Annotated in this window: 17 protein-coding genes; 10 read left to right on the top strand and 7 right to left on the bottom strand. The window is 74.6% G+C overall.

Annotation, left to right across the window (positions count from 1 at the left end; genetic code table 11):
* The first annotated feature begins 53 nt into the window (after nt 1–53).
* The gene (locus ACFP1Z_RS03890; protein ID WP_390314406.1) at nt 54–2,006 is read left to right on the top strand and encodes an exo-alpha-sialidase; all 1,953 of its coding nucleotides are present in this window, start codon (nt 54–56) and stop codon (nt 2,004–2,006) included.
* Between the two features lie 328 nt (nt 2,007–2,334).
* On the opposite strand, the gene ACFP1Z_RS03885 is transcribed toward ACFP1Z_RS03890, so the two are convergent.
* Nucleotides 2,335–3,360: a bile acid:sodium symporter family protein gene (locus ACFP1Z_RS03885; RefSeq protein ID WP_390314403.1), complete on the bottom strand. Its 1,026-nt coding sequence runs from the start codon at nt 3,358–3,360 to the stop codon at nt 2,335–2,337.
* 86 nt (nt 3,361–3,446) lie between these two features.
* Between ACFP1Z_RS03885 and ACFP1Z_RS03880 the strand changes: the two genes are divergently transcribed.
* The 4 genes from ACFP1Z_RS03880 to ACFP1Z_RS03865 all read left to right on the top strand — a co-directional run bounded on the left by ACFP1Z_RS03880 (nt 3,447) and on the right by ACFP1Z_RS03865 (nt 8,629).
* Nucleotides 3,447–4,316 carry a LysR family transcriptional regulator gene (locus ACFP1Z_RS03880; RefSeq protein ID WP_390314401.1) on the top strand — a complete coding sequence of 290 codons (870 nt, stop codon included), beginning with the start codon at nt 3,447–3,449 and terminating at the stop codon, nt 4,314–4,316.
* A 189-nt stretch (nt 4,317–4,505) separates the two neighbouring features.
* On the top strand, nt 4,506–6,353 hold the full coding sequence (locus tag ACFP1Z_RS03875; protein WP_390314399.1) for an AMP-dependent synthetase/ligase: 1,848 nt from the start codon (nt 4,506–4,508) through the stop codon (nt 6,351–6,353).
* Nucleotides 6,354–6,525: 172 nt separating this feature from the next.
* Nucleotides 6,526–7,368, top strand: a complete 843-nt coding sequence (locus ACFP1Z_RS03870) for an aldo/keto reductase (protein WP_390314397.1) — start codon at nt 6,526–6,528, stop codon at nt 7,366–7,368.
* 91 nt (nt 7,369–7,459) lie between these two features.
* The gene (locus ACFP1Z_RS03865) at nt 7,460–8,629 is read left to right on the top strand and encodes a DUF1266 domain-containing protein (protein ID WP_390314395.1); all 1,170 of its coding nucleotides are present in this window, start codon (nt 7,460–7,462) and stop codon (nt 8,627–8,629) included.
* A 24-nt stretch (nt 8,630–8,653) separates the two neighbouring features.
* Here the strand turns inward: ACFP1Z_RS03865 and ACFP1Z_RS03860 are convergent, their stop codons facing one another.
* Complete coding sequence (locus ACFP1Z_RS03860; protein ID WP_390314394.1) at nt 8,654–8,959, bottom strand: 4a-hydroxytetrahydrobiopterin dehydratase; 306 nt, start codon at nt 8,957–8,959, stop codon at nt 8,654–8,656.
* A gap of 201 nt (nt 8,960–9,160) precedes the next feature.
* On the opposite strand from ACFP1Z_RS03860, the gene ACFP1Z_RS03855 reads away from it, so the two are divergent.
* Together ACFP1Z_RS03855 and ACFP1Z_RS03850 are read left to right on the top strand one after the other, a co-directional pair.
* Nucleotides 9,161–11,041, top strand: a complete 1,881-nt coding sequence (locus ACFP1Z_RS03855) for a hydroxysqualene dehydroxylase (RefSeq protein WP_390314392.1) — start codon at nt 9,161–9,163, stop codon at nt 11,039–11,041.
* A 279-nt stretch (nt 11,042–11,320) separates the two neighbouring features.
* The gene (locus ACFP1Z_RS03850) at nt 11,321–12,739 is read left to right on the top strand and encodes an amino acid permease (RefSeq protein WP_390314390.1); all 1,419 of its coding nucleotides are present in this window, start codon (nt 11,321–11,323) and stop codon (nt 12,737–12,739) included.
* On the opposite strand, the gene ACFP1Z_RS03845 is transcribed toward ACFP1Z_RS03850, so the two are convergent.
* Together ACFP1Z_RS03845 and ACFP1Z_RS03840 are read right to left on the bottom strand one after the other, a co-directional pair.
* The gene (locus ACFP1Z_RS03845) at nt 12,729–13,490 is read right to left on the bottom strand and encodes an SDR family NAD(P)-dependent oxidoreductase (RefSeq protein ID WP_390314388.1); all 762 of its coding nucleotides are present in this window, start codon (nt 13,488–13,490) and stop codon (nt 12,729–12,731) included. The genes ACFP1Z_RS03850 and ACFP1Z_RS03845 overlap by 11 nt on opposite strands.
* 67 nt (nt 13,491–13,557) lie before the next feature.
* Nucleotides 13,558–14,142: a TetR/AcrR family transcriptional regulator gene (locus tag ACFP1Z_RS03840; RefSeq protein WP_390314386.1), complete on the bottom strand. Its 585-nt coding sequence runs from the start codon at nt 14,140–14,142 to the stop codon at nt 13,558–13,560.
* A 177-nt stretch (nt 14,143–14,319) separates the two neighbouring features.
* Between ACFP1Z_RS03840 and ACFP1Z_RS03835 the strand changes: the two genes are divergently transcribed.
* Nucleotides 14,320–15,528 carry an aminotransferase class I/II-fold pyridoxal phosphate-dependent enzyme gene (locus tag ACFP1Z_RS03835; protein ID WP_390314385.1) on the top strand — a complete coding sequence of 403 codons (1,209 nt, stop codon included), beginning with the start codon at nt 14,320–14,322 and terminating at the stop codon, nt 15,526–15,528.
* Between the two features lie 34 nt (nt 15,529–15,562).
* Entirely contained in the window at nt 15,563–16,837 is a 1,275-nt protein-coding gene (locus ACFP1Z_RS03830; protein ID WP_390314383.1) for an MBL fold metallo-hydrolase, read from the top strand.
* Between the two features lie 56 nt (nt 16,838–16,893).
* On the opposite strand, the gene ACFP1Z_RS03825 is transcribed toward ACFP1Z_RS03830, so the two are convergent.
* Nucleotides 16,894–17,433, bottom strand: coding sequence for a GNAT family N-acetyltransferase (locus ACFP1Z_RS03825; protein ID WP_390314381.1), 540 nt, complete (start codon nt 17,431–17,433; stop codon nt 16,894–16,896).
* Between the two features lie 87 nt (nt 17,434–17,520).
* Nucleotides 17,521–18,093: a TIGR03086 family metal-binding protein gene (locus tag ACFP1Z_RS03820; protein ID WP_390314379.1), complete on the bottom strand. Its 573-nt coding sequence runs from the start codon at nt 18,091–18,093 to the stop codon at nt 17,521–17,523.
* A gap of 163 nt (nt 18,094–18,256) precedes the next feature.
* On the opposite strand from ACFP1Z_RS03820, the gene ACFP1Z_RS03815 reads away from it, so the two are divergent.
* Entirely contained in the window at nt 18,257–19,123 is an 867-nt protein-coding gene (locus ACFP1Z_RS03815; protein ID WP_390314378.1) for a methyltransferase domain-containing protein, read from the top strand.
* A 199-nt stretch (nt 19,124–19,322) separates the two neighbouring features.
* Here ACFP1Z_RS03815 and ACFP1Z_RS03810 read toward each other — a convergent pair whose 3' ends face one another.
* Nucleotides 19,323–19,673 carry a VOC family protein gene (locus tag ACFP1Z_RS03810; RefSeq protein WP_390314377.1) on the bottom strand — a complete coding sequence of 117 codons (351 nt, stop codon included), beginning with the start codon at nt 19,671–19,673 and terminating at the stop codon, nt 19,323–19,325.
* Nucleotides 19,674–19,698 lie beyond the last annotated feature (25 nt).

Raw genomic sequence — 19,698 nt, 5'->3', positions numbered from 1 at the left:
GCGGGCCCCTACCTTCGGACGCGCCTCGACGCCCGACGCGAAAGGGCCGGTCCATGGTGCCGTTCCTCCCCGCCGTCCCCTTCCGGCTTCCCGCCGGCCGTGCGCTCCTGCGCGGCGGCTCCGCCGTGCTCGCGGGCCTGCTGCTCGTCCTGTCCGCCCCGCCGGGCGTGGCCCGGCAGGCGCCGGGCTTCGCGGAACAGGTGCTGTTCAAGGCCGGGGACGAACCCGGTTCCGGCTACGCGTGCTTCCGCATTCCCGCGCTGGCGGCCACCCCGCGCGGCACACTGCTGGCCTTCGCCGAGGGCCGGCGCGGCACCTGCGGGGACGCCACCGACATCGACATCGTCGTCAAACGCTCGACGGACGGCGGCCGTTCGTGGGATCCGCTGCGGGTCGTGGACGCCGGGCGGGGCGACACGCACGGCAACCCGGCCCCCGTCGTCGACCGCCGTACGGGCCGGATCGTGCTGCTCTCCACACGCAACGCGGGCCGCCGCGACGCCGCGAACTGCGCGGTGCCCTGCGACCGCACCCCGTACGCGCAGGTCAGCGACGACGACGGGGCCGGCTGGTCGCGCCCGCGCGAGCTGACGGCGGCGCTGCGGCCGCGCGCCTGGAACTCCTGGTACGCGACCGGGCCGGGCCACGGCATCCAGCTGACGCACGGTCCGCACCGGGGCCGGCTGCTCGTCGGCGTCAACGCCGAGAGCCGCCAAGGGAGTCGGGCCGCCGCGAACCACGCGGCGCTCGCGCTCAGTGACGACGGCGGGGCGACCTGGCGGCTCGGCGCCGTGGACTCCTTTCCGGTCGCGCCCGACGGCACGTACCGTCAGATGCCCTCCGAACTGGCCCTGGCCGAACGGCGCGACGGCAGCGTCTATGTCAACGGCCGTGAGCAGAACGGCACCGACCTCGGCAACCGCGACGAGGCGGTGAGCCGTGACGGCGGCGCGGGCTTCGCCGCGCCGTTCCGGGCCCTGCCGGACCTGTACGCGCCGACGGTGCAGGCGTCCGTGCTGCAACTGCGGCCCGGCCGATGGCTGTTCGCCTCCCCCGCCGACCCGGACCGGCGGCGCGCGATGACGCTGCGGTCCTCCTACGACCAGGGCCGCGCCTGGGAACCCGTCGAGCGCGGCCGCCGGGTGAGCGCGGACTGGTCCGGCTACTCGGACCTCGCGCTCCTCGCCCCCGGCACGGCGGGCCTGCTGTTCGAGGCGGGGAGGGCGGACGCGCGCGAGGAGATCCGCTTCGCGCGCTTCACGGAGGAGTGGCTGGGGCGTCCGCGCCGCGGCCCCGGCCCCACGACGCCGGACCTGGCGCCGGGCGCGCGCGGCACACGGGGCGCGGAGGTGCTGGGCGGGGTGCGGCGGGTGGCCGGCCGGTCCGGTGGCGCGCTGGCCTTCGACGGTGTGGACGCGGCGGTCCGGGTGCCGTTCCGTACGGGCCTTCCGCTGGGCACCCGGGACTTCACGGCGTCGCTGTGGTTCCGCTCGCGGCCCGGGGCCCGCCCGGAGCCCGGCGAGCAGCCGCTGCTGTGGATGGGCGGGCCCGGGGGCGCCCCGAAGGCCGTACTGCGCGCGCCGCGCCGGGGCTTCTCGGGGACGGTGACCGCCGTCGAGGGCACGGGCCCGGCCCGTACGGCCACGGCCACGTCCACGGCGGGCAACGGACCGTACGCCGACGGCCGTTGGCACCACGTGGCACTGCGGCGCGGCGGCGGCCGCATCACCCTGACCGTGGACGGCACCTCCACGTCCGTGCCCGACGTCCCGGGGACGGTCAGCCGCACGTCGACCTTCGGGGTGCATGTGGGCCAACGGCCGGACGGGCGGGCGTATCTGACGGGGGATCTGCGGGATGTGCGGCTGTACGGACGGGCGCTGACGGACGGGGAGTTGACGCGCCTACGGACGCCGGACGCGGCGGCCGCCCACCGGGACCTGCTGCTGTGGCTGCCGTTGGACCGGGTGCGGCCGGGGGCGGAGGCGGGACGTAGGGGGTGGTGACGGGGCGTCGACGCACAGGGGTACCGGCCGGGGGCGGCGGGACGTACCGACGGTGACGGGGCGTCTGCCCACAGCGCCGCCGACCGGGCAGCCAGGCAATGCCTGGGGTGCCCGCACGCCGCACCGGCCCCGAACCGCCCGGCTCCGGCCTACCGCTCGGGGCACCCACCGCCCACCCACCGGCCCGACCGCTCGGCTCCGGCGGGCCGTGCCCGGGCGCTCGGAGCTCCCGGGCCGGGCCGGGCGACCGGAACGCCCCGGTGCCGGGGGCCGCGTCGGCCGACGGGGGCTGCCCGGCCCGGCAGGGCCCCCGCGTGGCACCCCGCCCTCAACTCCCCTGAGCCGGAACCGCTTCCTGCCTCCCCCGCACCGCTTCCGGTGCCGCAGGCACCCCCCGCGCGTACCTCTTGGCCAGGACCGCGCACACCATCAGCTGCATCTGGTGGAAGAGCATCAGCGGCAGCACCGCCAGGCTCGCCTGCGCGCCGAACAGCACGCCGGCCATGGGCAGTCCGCCGGCCAGGCTCTTCTTCGAGCCGCAGAAGACGATCGCGATGCGGTCCTCGCGGGAGAAGCCCAGTCTGCGGGAGGCGAGGGAGGAGACGGTGAGCATCACCGCGAGGAGGACGGCCTCCACGCCGAGCAGGGCCAGCAGCCGCAGCGGGGTCACCTGGTGCCAGATGCCGCGCACCATGCCCTCGCTGAACGCCGCGTAGACGACGAGGAGGATCGAGCCCCGGTCGACGTAGCCGAGGATCTTCTTGTGCCGGGTGAGGAAGCCGATGACGCGGGAGCGCAGCAACTGCCCTGCCGCGAACGGCACCAGCAGTTGCAGCACGATGGAGACCAGCGAGTCGAGGGAGAAGCCGCCGCCGCTGCCGCCCAGCAGCAGTGCCGCGAGCAGTGGGGTCAGCACGATGCCGACGATGCTGGAGAAGGAGCCCGCGCAGACCGCCGCCGCCACGTTGCCGCGCGCGATGGAGGTGAAGGCGATCGAGGACTGGATCGTGGAGGGCACCAGGCACAGGAACAGCAGCCCCGAGTACAGCGGCCGGCTCAGCACGGTGGGCACCAGGGCGCGGGCGGCCAGCCCGAGCGCGGGGAAGAGGACGAACGTACAGGCCAGTACGGTCAGATGGAGCCGCCAGTGGCGCAGCCCCGCCACTGCCTCGCGGGTGGAGAGCCGGGCTCCGTAGAGGAAGAAGAGCAGGGCGACCGCGCCGGTGGCGGCCCCGTCGGCGGCCGGGGCGGCCGCGCCGCGCGCGGGCAGCAGCGCGGCGAGGCCGACCGTGGCGAGGAGGGCGGCTATGTAGGGGTCGACCGGGACTCGGGTCAGGAAGGCGGGGCGTCGCATGATCTCCAGGGTGGCCCCGGCGCCGGCTCATCGGGAACCCTGTTCACCGCTCTGACTGTTATCACGGATCGCGATAGCCTGGATGGGTGTTCGATCCGATACAGCTGCGGACGTTTCTGGCGGTCGCCCAGACCCTCAGCTTCACGCAGGCCGCCGGCCGGCTCGGGGTGCGGCAGTCCACGGTCAGCCAGCAGGTCCGGCGGCTGGAGGCGGCGGCCGGGCGGCCGCTGTTCGTCCGGGACACGCACGGGGTGGAGCTGACCGAGGACGGCGAGGCGATGCTCGGTTTCGCCCGCGCGATCCTGGAGGCGAACGAGCGGGCCGCGCACTGGTTCGCGGGGACGCGGCTGCGGGGGCGGCTGCGGTTCGGGGCCTCGGAGGACTTCGTCGCGACCCGGCTGCCGGAGATCCTGGAGGGTTTCCGGCGCGAGCACCCCGAGGTGGATCTGGAGCTGACCGTTGACCTCTCCGGCACTCTGCACCGGCGGCTCGCGGCCGGGCACTTCGACCTGGTGCTGGCCAAGCGGCACCCGCAGGAGCCGCACGGGCGGCTGGTGTGGCGGGACCGGCTGGTGTGGATCGGCAGCGAGCGGCTGCGCCTGGAGCCGGGCCGCCCCGTGCCGCTGGTCGTCTTCCCGCCGCCGGCGGTGACCCGGGCGCGCGCCCTGGAGGTCCTGGAGCGCGAGGGCCGTACCTGGCGTGTCACGTGCACGAGCGGCAGTCTCAACGGGCTGGTGGCGGCGGCCCGTGCCGGGCTGGGGGTGATGGCGCACACGCGCGGCATGATCCCGCCGGGGCTGACGCGCGTCCCGGCCCGCGCCGGGCTGCCGGAGCTCGGCGGCATCGACGTGGTCCTGCTCTACGGCGCGGACCCGGGCAGCGCGGCCCGCGGCCCGGCGGAGGCGCTGGCGGAGGCGATCCTGGCGGCGGGCGACCGGCTGCAGTCGGCGGCCTGAGCCCCGCCCCGCGCACACCCTGGCGCATACCCGTGGCGCATACGCGTCCGTGACGCCCCCGTGCGCACCCCGCAGAGATTGTGTGCAGACCGCACGCAAGCGGGGCCGCGCGGGCCGGATTCGGGTTCGCCGCCGCTGTCGGCCGGGTACGGTCACCGCGCTGTGCGGAGCGGCGCGAGGAGCGGTCCAGTGCGCGAGTTCTCGGTCCCACCCCTGGTGGCGACGCCCCACGCCGGAGGGCTGGCGGACGCCGTCTTCGAGCGTGCCGGGCACGAGCCCGACCGTGTCGTGCTCGCGCGCCGCGAGACGGACGGCACCTGGCGGGACGTGACCGCCGCGGTCTTCCGCGACGAGGTGCTGGCGCTGGCGAAGGGACTGCTCGCGGAGGGCGTCCGGTTCGGCGACCGGGTCGCGGTGATGTCGCGGACCCGCTACGAGTGGACGCTGTTCGACTTCGCGCTGTGGACGGTCGGCGCGCAGCCGGTGCCCGTGTACCCCACGTCCTCCCCCGAGCAGGTCGGCTGGATCCTGCGCGACGCGGGGGTGACCGCGTGCGTCGTGGAGCACGCCGACCACGCGATGACCGTCGGCTCGGTGATCGGCCGGCTGCCGGGGCTGGCCCGGCTGTGGCAGCTGGACGCGGACGCGGTGGGCCGGCTCGGCGCGGCCGGGGCGGGGATCGCGGACGAGGTGGTGCACCGGCACCGGCGGGCGCTGACCCCGCGGTCCCCGGCCACCGTCGTCTACACCTCGGGCACCTCCGGCCGCCCCAAGGGCTGTGTGCTCACGCACGCGAACTTCATGGCGGAGGCGGACAATCTCGTCGCCCACTACGACAGCGTCTTCCGCTCCCGCCCCGGCGAGCAGGCGGCGACGCTGCTGTTCCTGCCGCTGGCGCACGTCTTCGGGCGGATGGTGCAGGTCGCGGCGGTGCGCGGCGGGATCAGGCTCGGGCACGAGAGCGAGCTCACGGCGGGCGCGCTGCTGCCGGCGCTGCGCGCGTTCCGGCCCACGTTCGTGCTCGCCGTCCCGTACGTCTTCGAGAAGATCTTCGCGGCGGCGCGGCGCAGCGCGGAGAGCGAGGGCCGGGGCGAGGTCTTCGAGCAGGCCGTGAAGGTCGCGGTGCGCTACGCGATGGCGCTGGAGGACAAGGCGTTCGGGATCGGCCCGGGTCCGTCGGCGGCGCTGCGGGTGCGGCACCGGTTCTTCGACCGGACCGTGTACGCGAGGCTGCGGGCGGCGCTCGGCGGGCGGATGCGCTGCGCGATGTCCGGGGGCTCGGCCATGGACCGCCGGCTGGGGCTGTTCCTGGCGGGCGCGGGTGTGACCGTCTACGAGGGGTACGGGCTGACGGAGACCACCGGTGCCGCGACCGCCAACCCGCCCGGGCGCCCGCGTTTCGGCACCGTGGGCCGGCCCGTGCCGGGCACGGCGGTGCGCATCGCCGAGGACGGCGAGGTGTGGCTGCGCGGCGGGCAGGTCTTCTCCGGCTACCTGGGCGACGCGGGGCGGGGGGAGGCCCGGGTCGACGGCTGGTTCGCCACCGGTGACCTGGGCGCGCTGGACGGCGAGGGCTATCTGTCGCTGACCGGGCGCAAGAAGGACATCCTGGTGACGTCGGGCGGCAAGAGCGTGGCACCGGGCGCGCTGGAGGAGCGGGTGCGGGCGCACCCGCTGGTCGCGCACTGTCTGGTCGTCGGCAACGACCGTCCGTACGTGGCCGCCCTGATCACCCTGGACGCGGACGCGGTCGCGCACTGGCTGTATCTGCGTGGCAGACCTGCGGCCGACCTGGCGGGGGCGGCGGGCGACGCGGAGCTGCACACGGAGATCCGGCGGGCGGTGGTGGCCGCCAACACCCTTGTCTCGCAGGCCGAGTCGATCCGCGCGTTCCGCGTCCTGGGCAGCTCGTTCACCGAGGAGCACGGTCTGCTGACGCCCTCGCTGAAGCTGCGCCGCAAGGCGGTCGAGCGGCGGTACGCGCACGAGATAGCGGCGCTGTACGGGTCGTCGAAGGCACCGCTGTACGGGACGTGAGCGCACGTCACCGGCAGTGATCCACGCGTGGTCCGCAAGGTGACCCGCATGTGATCCGCACGTTTTCGACGGATTCGGGAATGCCCGGGCGGGAGCCCGGGTTGACGCCGGACGGAAGGATGTCAGCTGTCGTCCTTCCGCAAGATGTCTCCGTCACAAGGATCGAGCGCTCGTGAGCAAGGTTCCCACCATCACTCTCAACAACGGCGTCGCGATGCCGCAGCTCGGCTTCGGTGTGTGGCAGGTCCCGGACGCCGAGGCGGCGGCCGCGGTCGGCACCGCGCTGGAGGCCGGCTACCGCAGCATCGACACCGCTGCCGTCTACGAGAACGAGACGGGTACGGGCAAGGCGATAGCCGACTCGGGCATCGCGCGCGAGGAGCTGTTCGTCACCACGAAGCTGTGGAACAGCGCGAAGGAGACGTGGACGCGCGAGAGCGTGCTGCGCGAGTTCGACGCCTCGCTCGCGCGGCTGGGCCTCGACTACGTCGACCTGTACCTCATCCACTGGCCGCGCGCGATGCGCGACGACTACCTGACCATTTACCGCACGTTCGAGGAGATCGCGCGCAGCGGCCGCGCGAAGGCCGTCGGCGTCTCCAACTTCCACCAGCACCACCTGGAGCGGCTGCTGGCCGAGACCTCGGTGGTGCCGGCGGTCAACCAGATCGAGCTGCACCCCCATCTCGCCCAGTCCGGGCTGCGCGCCTTCCACGCGCGGCACGGCATCGCCACCGAGGCGTGGTCGCCGCTGGGCCAGGGCAAGGCCGTCCTGGAGGACGCCACGGTCGCGCGGCTCGCCGGGAAGCACGGCCGTACCCCCGCGCAGATCGTGCTGCGCTGGCACATCCAGCTGGGCAATGTCGTCATCCCCAAGTCGGTGACCCCCTCGCGCATCCGCGAGAACATCGACGTCTTCGGCTTCGAGCTGGACGCCGACGACATGACGGCGCTGGCCGCCCTCGACAACGGCACCCGGCTGGGCCCGGACCCGGAGGACTTCGACTGGAACTGACCGTCCGTCGCCACTGAGCGCGGCAGGGGGTGCCGCCCCGAGGGGGCACCCCCTGCCGCGCTCGTCCGCGCGCTCTATAGGGTCGGCGACCATGTACTACACGCCCTGGATCGCGCCCACCGAGACCGAACGTCTGCTGTACGAGGCGACAGCACGCGGGGACTGGGACGGGCAGATCGCGGCGCTGGCCGCCGGCGAGCTGTATGTGGCGGTTCCCCGGGCGGAGGCCGACGGCCTCGTGCCGCCCACTCCCCCGGCCCCCTACCGGGATCCGGCAACGGGCAGGCCCTGTCTGCCGGTGGTGACGCGCGGCGGGCTGCCGCCGTGGCAGCCGGACTGGGTCTTCGAGCGGATGACGCTCGCGGAGCTCGCCGGGGTGTGGCCGGACGACAGGTGGCGGCTCGCCGTCAATCCGGGGACGCCGGGCGCGGCCGTGATCGAGGCGACGCCCCTGGACCGCGAGGCGTGGCTGGAGGTGTGCGCGGAGACCCCGAGGGCGGGCGCGGGGCGGCTCGTGGGCCTGATGACGGGTCCGCTGCACGGGCCGCTCGCGCGGGGGCTCGCGTGCGGGGCGCCGTCGGCCGTACGGGACGGGGTGCCCTGGAACGAACTCGGCGCCGTCCACCGCGACTACCAGCAGGACCGGGCGGAGCTGTGGGAGACCTGGGGTGTCAACGACCCCGTGTCCTGGCGGCAGTTGACGGAACGTCTGCTGAGCGGTGCGGGCGCCGGGCGCGAGGCGGAGTTCGCGCTGCGGGCCCGCGAGGGTCTGTCGGAGCACGCATCGGGGAAGGCGCCGACGGCCGAGGAGTGGCGGGACGCCGTACGGCGGGTACTGCTGCACCGCGCGGCGTCGGACGGGGACACCGAGGCGTTCACGTCGGCGGTCGACCGGATTCTCGCGTGCGAGGAGCGGCTGCGGGCGGACGCGGTACTGCCGCCCGGGGGCCGCGTCGCCTCGGCGGCCGCCTTCGACCACGGGTGCGCGGTCCTGCTGGCCCGGCTGGGGCTCGCGGCCCGGCTGTGTGCTCCGGCGGACGCGGAGTACCTCGTGGTGAGCGCCGGGGAGCGGGCCCGCGCGGCGTACGGGTCCTGGCAGGAGTTCGCGGCGGGCTTCCTGCTCGGGCTGGCGCTGCGGGAGCGGGAGCGCAACGATCCCAGGGGCGGGCAGCGGGATGCCCGGTACGCGTCCGCGCTGGCCGCGCACCGCGTGCTCACGGCGGACGCGGCGAGCCCGTGGGCCAACATCCCCTGGACCTGACGGTCGCCCCGGCCCGGCGGCGGGTCAGCGCGCGCCGTGCCCGGGGGCGATCTCCTCGACGCGGCGCGCGAGTTCGATGTCGAGGCCGGTGACCTTGCCGCCGACGCTGTGCGTGTTCACGGACACCGCGAGCGTGTGGTAACCGAGCGTCAGCTCCGCGTGGTGTCCCAACTCCTCCTGGATCCCCGCGACATGGACGACCATCGCGGCCGCCGCGAAGTGGCCGTCGAAGGTGTAGGTGCGGCGAAGGCGCAGCCCGTCGGTGCTCCAGCCGGGCAGCTCCTCCAGGCGTTCCTCGATGTCCTTCTGCGACAGCGGCTCGACCGCCATGGCGCCGGCTCCTTTCTCCTGTCGTGCCGGTTTCCCTTGTCGTGCCGGCCTGTGGCCCCAGCGTCCCACGGGGCAGGGACGGTTTCGCGTCAATGTAGGACCGGTACCCGCCCGGGCCGGCCGCACTCTTCCGAGTACACAGGGGCGCCCCTATCCTCCTGCGCCGGACGTGACCGGACGGGCGACGGCGGGAGCGGTGGCATGGCGGAGACGGGCGGCACGGAGACGGGCGGGGCGGAACGCCCGGACACGACCGGCAGCAACGGCACGGGCGAACCCCCGGCCACGAGCCCGGCCCACGGCACCCGCAGGGCGTTCCTCGGCGGGGCGGCGGCCGTGGCGGGGACCGTGGCCCTGGCCGGTACGGCGGCGCAGCAGGCGGCCGCGGCCCCGCGCCCGGCCCGCCCACCCGGCGGCACGGCCCGCGCGGGGCGCACCGTGGCGGTGCTCGGCGGCGGCGTCGCCGGGCTGACGGCGGCGCACGAACTGGCCGAGCGCGGCTTCCGGGTGACGGTGTACGAGCGCAAGGCGCTGGGCGGCAAGGCCCGCAGCATGGACGTGCCCGGCAGCGCGCGCGGCGGCCGCAGACCGCTGCCGGGCGAGCACGGCTTCCGTTTCTTCCCCGGCTGGTACCGCAACCTCCCCGACACGCTGCGCCGCATCCCCTTCCCCGGCAACGCCGAGGGCTGCCACGACAACCTCGTGGACTCGCGCGAGGTGATGATCACGCGGATGGACGGCCGGGAGGCCCTGCGCGTCCCCTTCGCCACGATCGGCACACCGCTGCCGGTGCTCACCCCGGACGCGCTGGCCCGCGCGCTGAAGGGGTTCTTCGACACGCTGACGGGGCTCCCGGGCGAGGAGATAGCGCACTTCGTGGGCCGGCTGCTGGTGTGGTTCACCAGCTGCGAGCGGCGGCGGCTGGAGCAGTGGGAGCGCGTGCCGTGGTGGGAGTTCACCCACGCCGCGCGGATGTCGCGGGACTACCAGCGTCTGCTGTGCGTCGGCATCACCCGCAACATCGTCGCGACCAAGGCGGAGGTGGCGAGCACCCGCACGGTGGGCACGTACAGCGAGGCGTTCGTCCACAACTTCCTGCGCCTGGGCGCGGACGGCGAGCTCGACCGGGTCCTCGACGCCCCCACCAACGAGGCCTGGATCGACCCGTGGGTGAGCCATCTGCGCTCCCTGGGCGTCGAGTTCCGGGTCGGTCACGCGGTGAGCGAGCTGCGTCTGGCGGACGGCCGGATCGCCGCGGCGGTCGTACGGACCCAGGACGGGGCGCGGCGGACGGTGGGCGCGGACCACTTCGTCCAGGCGATGCCGGTCGAGCACGCGCGGACCACCTGGAACGCCGAACTGCGGGCCGCCGACCCGCAGTTGGCGCGGTGCGACCGGCTGCGCACCGACTGGATGACGGGCATTCAGTTCTATCTGACCGAACCGCTGCCCCTCGTGCGCGGGCACGTCGACCACGTGGACACCCCGTGGTCGGTCACCTCGATCAGCCAGGCGCAGTTCTGGCCGGGGCGCGAGTTCCGCCGGGACTACGGCGACGGCACGGTCACGGAGTGCCTGTCGGCGATCGCCTCCGAGTGGGACAAGCCCGGCATTCTGTATGGGAAGACCGCCAAGCAGTGCACGCGCGAGGAGGTCGTGCGCGAGGTGTGGGCCCAGCTGAAGGCGGGCCTGAACACCGGCGGGCGCACGGTCCTCAGCGACGCGAAGCTGCACTCGTGGTTCCTGGACCCGGCCGTCTCCCTCGGCGGAGGGCATCCGGAGAACGACGAGCAGCTTCTGATCCACCCCGTCGGCACCTGGTTCGACCGCCCCACGGCCCGTACCAGGATCCCCAATCTCTTCCTGGCCGGCGACTATGTGGCCACCGATGTGGACCTGGCGACGATGGAGGGCGCCAACGCCTCCGCGCGCCTCGCGGTCAACGCCCTGCTCGACGCGGCGGGCTCGGACGCCGAGCGGTGCGCGGTGACCTCCCTGTACCGGGCGCCGGAGCTGGAGGCGGCCCGCTGGGACGACGAGGTGCGCTTCTCCCTGGGCCTGCCGAACCTCTTCGACGTGTGACGGGAGGCACGTGTGACGGGAGGCACGGCCCGGGCCGCACCGGAGACCGGAACTACAGATTCCTGTTGATCTCCACCTCTTGCTTTCCCCCGGTTTCCTCCTGATCGTGATCAGTGAACGATTCCCGGCCGGGCGGCCGGTCGACAGCACCTTTTACGGCTGCCGGACCCGCCCGACGGAACAAAGAATTCCGATTTGGAGGACCCGGGCCGGGCGGTGACCATGTGCTGTCGCACAGATCCGGCGACCTGCCCGCAGGACGAGAGGCACATTCCCGCAATGCACGACACCACCGACGGCGCCCGCAGTCGCCGTTTCGGCCTCCCCACCGCCATCGCGCTGGTGATGGGGAACATCATCGGCGGCGGCATCTTCCTGCTGCCCGCCTCGGTCGCGCCGTTCGGCACCGTGAGCCTGCTCGCCTTCGGCGTGCTCACCATCGGCGCGATCGCCCTGGCCCTGGTCTTCGGCCGGCTCGCCGAGCGCGACCCGCGCACCGGAGGCCCGTACGTCTACGCGCGCGAGGCCTTCGGCGACTTCGCCGGCTTCCTGTCGGCCTGGTCGTACTGGACGATGACGTGGGTGAGCAACGCGGCGCTGGCCGTCGCGGGCGTCGGCTACTTCCATGTGCTGACCGGGGGCTCCTCCTCCAAGGGCGAGGACCTCGTCGTGGCGCTGGCCGCGCTGTGGCTCCCGGCGCTGTCGAACCTGGCCGGCACGCGCTGGGTCGGCGCGATCCAGCTGGTCTCCACGGTGCTGAAGTTCGCCCCGCTGCTGTTCGTCGCCGTCGTCGGGCTGTTCTACTTCGACCCGGCCAACCTCGGCGGGTTCACCGCGGGCGGCGGCAGCTGGCTGGGCGGTCTGTCGGCCTCGGCCGCGATCCTGCTCTACAGCTACGTCGGCGTGGAGTCGGCGGCGATGAGCGCGGGCGAGGTCCGCGACCCCGAGCGCAACGTGGGCCGGGCGAGCGTGCTCGGCACGGTCGGCGCCGCGCTGGTGTACCTGCTGGGCACACTGTCGGTCTTCGGCAGCGTCCCGCACGACCGGCTCGTGACCTCCACGGCACCGTTCTCCGACGCGGTGAACTCCTGGTTCGGCGGCCAGTGGGGCGGCACCCTGATCGCGGCCGCCGCCGTCGTCTCGATCATGGGCGCGCTCAACGGCTGGACCCTGATGAGCGCGCAGGCCCCGTACGCGGCGGCCAAGGACGGCCTGTTCCCGGCCATGTTCGCCAGGAAGCGGCGCGGGGTGCCCACCGCCGGGGTGCTCGCGGCGGCTGTTCTGGCCTCCCTGCTGACGGTCGTCAACTACACGGTCGGCGCGGCCGGGGTCTTCGAGATCCTCGTGCTGATCACCACGTTCTCCGCGACCGTGCCCTACCTGCTGGCGGCCGCCGCCCAGGTGTACTTCCTGCTGACCGGGCAGCGCGAGAAGGTCCGTACGGGCCGGATGGCGCGGGACATGGTGCTGGCCCTGGCCGCCTTCGGCTTCTCCTTCTGGCTCGTCGCCGGTGCCGGGTACGAGGCGATCTACCAGGGCGTGCTCTTCCTCTTCGCGGGCATCCTCGTGTATGTGTGGATGGCGGCCCGCCGCCCGGCGGGGGAGGCCGGACGACGGGCCGGTACGGAGCCGGCCGCCGCCGCGCCCGCAGACGCGCGGCAGGAGACCGCTCCGGCCGCGGCGTCCGTCACGCAGTGACACCGCCGTCGACGACGAGGTCGGCTCCCACCGTGAAGCCGGCCTCGTCGGAGGCGAGGTGGAGCACCGCGGCGGCGAGCTCCTCCAGACTGCCGGTGCGGCCGGCCGGGACGTCCCGCCGCATCCGCTCGGCCTTCTCGGCCGCGGACTCGCCGGGCCGGGTGGACATCGGGGTCTCGGTGGGGCCGGGGCTGACGGCGTTGATGCGGATGCCCTCGCCGATGTGGTCGCGGGCGGCGTTGCGGGTCAGGGCGGAGACGGCGGCCTTGCTGACGGTGTAGGCGCCGAAGCCGTCCTTGCGCATGTGGGCGCCGATGTTGGAGGCGATGTTCACGATGGCGCCGCCACCGTGCTCGCGCATGTGGCCGATCTCGTGCTTCATGGACAGCCAGACGCCCTTGAGGTTGGTGTCCATGACGCGGTCCCAGTCGGCCTCGTCGATGTCGCCGACCCTGGCCGCCGGCACCAGCATGCCGACGTTGTTGACCGCCACGTGAAGTCCGCCGAAGCGCTCGACGGTCCAGGCCACCAGTCCCGCCACGTCCTCGGAACGGGTCACGTCGGCGGTGACCGCGAGGGCCTCCCCGCCCTCGGCCTCGATCAGGGCCACGGTCTCCTTCAGCGGCCCCTCCCTGCGGCCCGCGACCACCACCCGGGCGCCCTCACGGGCGAAGGCGAGGGCGACGGCCCGTCCGATGCCGGTGCCGCCACCGGTGACGAGGGCGGTCCTGCCGGTGAAGCGGTGCGTCATGAGCTACTCCCCAAAGAACGATCAGTCTTGAACAAGGGCCCGATGCCCTGGCCGAGGGGACCGGGCATCAGTCGAGCAGGGCGAGCGCCTGCGCGGCGGCGTCGCGGATCCGGGCCGGGCTGCCGGGCGCCGCCTTGCCCACGACCCGGATGCCCTGCATGAGCACGAGCAGCATCCGCGCGAGCGCGACCGGGTCGCGCTCCCCGGGCAGCTCGCCCTGCGCGCGGGCGCGCATGAGCGCCGAGGTCAGGGCCGTCTCCACGCAGTGCCAGCTGGCCTCGACCGCGCGGCCCGCCGCCGGGTCGTGCGCGGCGAGCTCGACGGCGGTATTGGTCACGAAGCAGCCGCGCCGCAGCTCGTCGCAGCCGGCCTCGTCGGCGAAGCGGAGCACCAGGGCGCGCACGGCGGGCAGCACCGGCCCGGGCCGCGAGAGCTCCTCCACGATGCGCGGGTCGTACAGCTCCCCGTACCGCTCCAGAGCCCTCTGGTACAGCTCGCGCTTGCTGCCGAACGTCGCGTACAGACTCGCCCGCGCGATGCCCAGGTGCGCGACGAGGTCCGCCATCGACGTGGCTTCGTAGCCGCGCTGCCAGAACAGCTCCAGGGCCGACTGCAGTGCGGCGTCAGGGTCGAATTCCTTGGTCCTGGCCACGTCATCGACTGTAGCGATATCGAGAACGTTCGGTCAAGAATTCTGGGGAGTGGCCCGCGGTGCCCCCGGAGCGGGTGCCGCCCGTCACCCGGCCGCCCGCGTCGGACCGCAGCGCACCCGCTGATCTGCGAAGGTGGGGGCGGATCGGCCAGTGGCGGTGCGGCGGCGGAGGTAGGCATGCGGGCGAGCTCGGCGGCGCTCCCGGCGGTCACCGCACCGGAACGCGGACTGCCGGTCCTGCCCGAGCTCGCCGAGCGGCTGGCCGCCGCCGCCCGTACGAGCGAGCCCGAGCCCGCCGGCGGCGGAGCGGCACTGCGCGCGGCGGCCTGCGGCTACTGGGCGCGGCGCGCACTGCCCACCTCCCCCGAGGACGTCCTCGCGGCCTCCGGGGCGGCGCCGCTGCTGCTGGCCCTGCTGGCCTCGGCGGGCGGCGACGTGCTGCTGACCCGGCCGTGCGCCGCCTGGTACGCGCCACTGGCCCGGCTCGCCGGGCGCCCCGCCTACCACGTGCCGGTGCCCGCCGAGTGCGGTGGCGTGCCCGACCCGGTGGCGCTGCTGGAGACCGTGCGGCGGGTCCGGGACGAGGGCGGCCGGCCCCGGGTGCTGGTGGTCTCCGTCGCCGACGACCCCACCGGCACCGTCGCCCCGCCGGAACTGCTGCACGAGGCGGGCGAGGCGGCCGTCGCCGAGGGGCTGACCGTCGTCAGCGACGAGACCTGGCGGGACGTGCGGCACGCCCCCCGCGAGACCGTCTTCCCCGTGCCGGCGGAGATGTGGCCGGAGCACGTGGTCGTGCTCACCGACCTCGCGGGCGCCTTCCTGCCCACCGCCTGGCCGGCGGCCGTGGCCCGCTTCCCGGCCGCCGGGCGGGGCGCGGCGCTGCGGGAGCGGGTGGCTTCGGCGCTCGCCGGGGTACGGGCCGAACTGCCGCCGCCCGTGGCCGTCGCCGCCTCCTACGCGCTGGCCGAGCCGGAGCCGGTACGGGCGCGGGCGGCGGCGGCCGCGCGGGTGTACGGGGCGCTGGCCGGCGCGGTCCGGGAGCGGCTGCTGGCGGCCGGGGCGCTGTGCCGTCCCCCGCAGGCGGGCCCGTATCTCTACGCCGACCTCGGCGAGCTGCGGGAGGCGCTGGCCGCGCGGGGGATCACCGACTCCGTCGAGCTGGAGGACCGGTTGAGCGCCGCGCTCGGCCGCCCCGTGCCCGGCGGGCACCGCTTCGGCGACGCCCCCGACGAGCTGCGGCTGCGGTTCTCGGTGCCGCCGCTGCTGGGCGGGGACGACGCGCGCAGGCAGCACGTCCTGTACGCCCCGGACCCGCCGGCCGTGCCCGAAGTCGCCCGGGAACTGGCCGGTTTCACCGCTGCCCTGACCGAACTCGCGGGCGGCTGAGCGGACTTCGCTTCCACGGATTGGAGCACCCTCCATGACCGAGCAGATCGAACGCACGCAGAATCCGGACGAGGGGACACCACCCCTGCCGCCGCACGCCGGGCCGCCGGACCCGGCCCCCGTCCTCATGGCCACCGCCCCGGCGGCCGTTGAGGACTGCGGTCCGGCCGACCTCGCGCTCGTCTGGCCGGAGCACCTGCGCGGCATCCCGGGCGGCCACGGCGGACTGCCCGGTGCGCACCGCCCCCGGCCCGCCGTGTGTCCCGGCTGCCCGGAGACCTCCCCGGACGGGTCGCCCCGCCTGCCCGCTCCGCGTCCCCTGTACGAACTCCGCCGCTGGCCGCGGTCGTTCGCGCGTCGGCTCACCGCCCCCGCGCCGGGCGTGCGCGCGCTGGCGCGGCTCGCGCGGGAGGGGCGGCTGCGGCCGGCCCCGTACGCGTTGCGGGACATCCCCAGGCTGCCGGTCGAGCCGGGTCCGCTGCCCGCCGCCCGCGTCACGGACATCGCTGTGACGTGGGCGGGGCACGCGAGTTGGGTGCTGCGCGTGGGCGGGCTGACGGTGCTGACCGACCCCGTGTGGTCGCGGCGGATCCTGGGCACCCCGGCCCGTATCACCCCGGTGGGGGTGCGCTGGGAGGATCTGCCGCCCGTCGACGCGGTCGTCATCAGCCACAACCACTACGACCACCTGGACGCCCCCACCCTCAGGCGGCTGCCCCGCGACACCCCGCTGTTCCTCCCGGCGGGCCTGGGCGGCTGGGCGCGGCGCCGCCGCTTCACGCGCGTGACGGAGCTGGACTGGTGGGAGGGGGCCCGACTGCCGGGCCCGGCGGGCCCGGTGCGCTTCGACTTCGTGCCCGCGCACCACTGGAGCAGGCGGACGCTGCTGGACACGTGCCGCACGCTGTGGGGCGGCTGGGTGCTGACGGCGCCGGACGGGCGGCGGGTGTACTTCGCGGGGGACACCGGTTACGGGCACTTCTTCGGCCGGATCGGCCGCCGCTACGGCGGGATCGATCTGGCACTGCTGCCGATCGGCGCGTACGAGCCGCGCCGGATGCTCGGTGCCGTGCACACCGACCCGGAGGAGGCGGTGCTGGCCTGCGAGGAGTTGGGCGCGCGGGCGATGGCGCCGATGCACTGGGGGGCGTTCCTGCTCTCGGCGGAGCCGCCGCTGGAACCGCTGTCGCGGGTGCGCAGGGCCTGGGAGCGGTCGGGGCGGCCGCGCGAGGACCTGTGGGACCTGCCGGTCGGCGGCTCCCGGGTGCTGCCGCCGGTCCGGCACCCGGTGGCCACGGCCGGGCCGTGACACCCGGCCGCCGCGTCCGCGGGAGCCACCCGCCCCACGGGCTCCGTCGGCGGTCCCTACGGGCGGAGCTCCAGGACGTGCACCCGCACCCGCGTCCCGTACACCGGGTTCCGCGTCTCGCGCTCCAGCCGCATGCCGAGCTTGCGCATGATCTGCTCGGAGGCGTCGTTGCCGACGGTGCTGATGCTCACGACGCGGGCCAGGCCCCGCTCGCGCAGCGCGAAGTCCAGGACGGCGCGGGCGGCCTCGGTGGCGAGCCCCTGCCCCCAGTAGGGGCGGCCGAACCGCCAGCCGATCTCCACGGCGGGCAGGATCTCCGGCAGGAAGCCGGGCACGGACAGCCCGGCGAATCCGGCGAGTTGCCGGCTCTCGCGCAGTTCGACGGCGAAGAGTCCGAGCCCCCACTCCTCCCAGTCCCTCTCCCAGCCGGCGATCCCGGCGGCCGTCTGGTCGCGGTCGCGCACCGAGCCGTCCCCGATCCAGCGCATCACCTCCGGGTCGGCGTGGATGGCGGCCATCGGCTCGACGTCGTCCTCGCGCCAGCGGCGCAGGGTCAGCCGGGGCGTGAGCAGGCGTGGTGTCAAGAGGGAGGTCATGGGGCCATCCTGCCCGGTTGAGCGCGGGGGGAAGCCAAATGTGCGAAACGGGCGCCCACTTCGGTCACTACGCGGGACGGGTGTGCGTCAGACCCGGCGGCCCAGCTGTGCGAGCAGGACGGTCTGCGCGTCGGCGCCGGGCGGCGGCTCCACGGGCGGCGCGAAGAGTCCGGTTCCGGCCAAGTCATCGGCATACGCCCCGAATTCGCCCTGCGTGAAGTCGAGCAGCGTCTTGGGGATCGTCTCGTCGGCGCCGATGGCCCGCGCGAGGTCCCAGGCGTGGACGGTGGCGTCGGCGGTCATCTGCGAGCAGTACGCGGCGCAGGGGCTCGGCCCGTAGGAGAGGTGGACGGTGCGGTCGAGGGCGCCGGGTTCACGGAACGCCGCGAGGGCGCCGGCGACGGCGTGGTCCCAGGCGCGGGTGGGGTGGTCGCCGAGCCGGTCGCCGTCGAAGCGGTCGCCGACCTCGGCCATGGTCGCGCCGCCGACGGTGAAGGGCACCCACAGCTGTTCGGCGGTGAGGTGGTTGACGAGGTCGCGCACGGTCCAGTCGGCGCACGGTGTCGGCGCCCGCCACTGGTCGCGGCCGATGGCGTGCACGTGCTCGGTGAACAGCTCCAGGGCCTCGCCGTGCCGGGCGAGCAGCGTGTCGTGTGTCATACGGCCATTGTCGGAGCCGAGCGGCCGCGCGGCGACCCCGTCCGACTACGACAGATCCGCCCACTCCCACATCCTGAGACAGATCTCTCACCATCCGGTACTCCCGCCTACGGTGGACGCACGCCGGGCGAGGAGCCACCCGCCCGCAGTCCGAGGGAGCCTCATGCAGTACGAGACGCAGTACGAGACGCAGCACGAGCAGCACAGCCCGTCCTCCTCGCCCGCCGGGCGCACCGCCGTCTACACCCACGGCCACCACGAGTCCGTCCTCCGCTCGCACAGCTGGCGCACCGCCGCCAACTCCGCCGCCTATCTCCTGCCGGAACTGACCCCGGGGCTGGACATCCTGGATGTGGGCTGCGGCCCTGGCACGATCACCGCCGATCTGGCCGCGCTGGTGCCGCAGGGCCGGGTGACGGGGCTGGACGCGGCCGCGGACGTCCTGGACAAGGCCCGCGCGTACGCGCGCGAACGCGGCCTGGACAACGTGGAGTTCACCACGGGGGACGCACAGCACCTGGACTTCCCGGACGACTCCTTCGACGTCGTCCACGCCCACCAGGTGCTGCAGCACGTCGGCGATCCGGTGGGCGTGCTGCGCGAGCTGCGCCGGGTGTGCCGCCCGGGCGGGCTGATAGCGGTCCGCGACGCCGACTACTCGGCCATGACCTGGTATCCGGACGCGCCCGTTCTGGACGGATGGCTGGAGCTGTACAAGCGGGTGACCCGCGCGAACGGCGGCGAGCCCGACGCGGGCCGCCGTCTGCTGTCCTGGGCACGGCAGGCGGGCCTGACCGACGTGACCGCCTCCGCGAGCGCCTGGTGCTACGCGAGCGCGGACGAACGCGCGTGGTGGAGCGGCCTGTGGGCGGACCGCGCGCTCGCGTCGGCGTTCGCCTGCCAGGCCGTGGAGGGCGGGCACACGGACCGGGCGGGGCTGGAGCGGATCGCGGCGGCGTGGCGGGAGTGGGGGCAGCACGAGGACGCGTGGATCGCGATCCTCAGCGGCGAACTCCTGTGCCGCGTGTGACGCTTGAGAGGTGACGCTCGCGCGACGCCTGGTCTCGCGCGACACCTGAGCAGGTGTGACACCTGAGCTCGCGCAACGCTTGAGCTCGCACGACACCCGAGCTCGCGCGACGCCCGGGAGGGGAGCCGACGGCTTCGGTACGGACCGCAAGCCGGGCCGAGGCACGGGACGGCACGGGACGCCGCCGGCTCCCCTCCCCTCAGCCCGGCTTGCGGTCCACGTACTCCAGGACCAGCCCGTCCGGATGGCGGGCCACCAGATTGCGGCCGATCGGGGTCGGCACGGGACCCGCGACGATCTCCGCGCCCACCGCCCGCAGATCCTCGGCGGCCTCGTCCACGTCCTCCACGGCGATCGTCGCGGTGATCCTCCGCAGGATCGACAGCTCCTTCTCCGGCCCGCTCATGAGGAAGAACGCGCCGACCGCCGCGACCGCGACCCCGCCCCGCTGAAACCTCAGCGCCTCGGCTCCCGTCAGCCGCTCGTAGACCCTGATCGCGTGCTCCAAGTCGTCCACGCACACCCGTAGCGAAGTCCCCAGAATCTTCATGGGAGCAAGGCTAGTTGGCGGGGCG

This window comes from Streptomyces gamaensis, from assembly GCF_042656465.1.
GTDB classification, from domain to species: domain Bacteria; phylum Actinomycetota; class Actinomycetes; order Streptomycetales; family Streptomycetaceae; genus Streptomyces; species Streptomyces gamaensis.
This window is presented reverse-complemented; position numbering and strand designations above follow the sequence as displayed.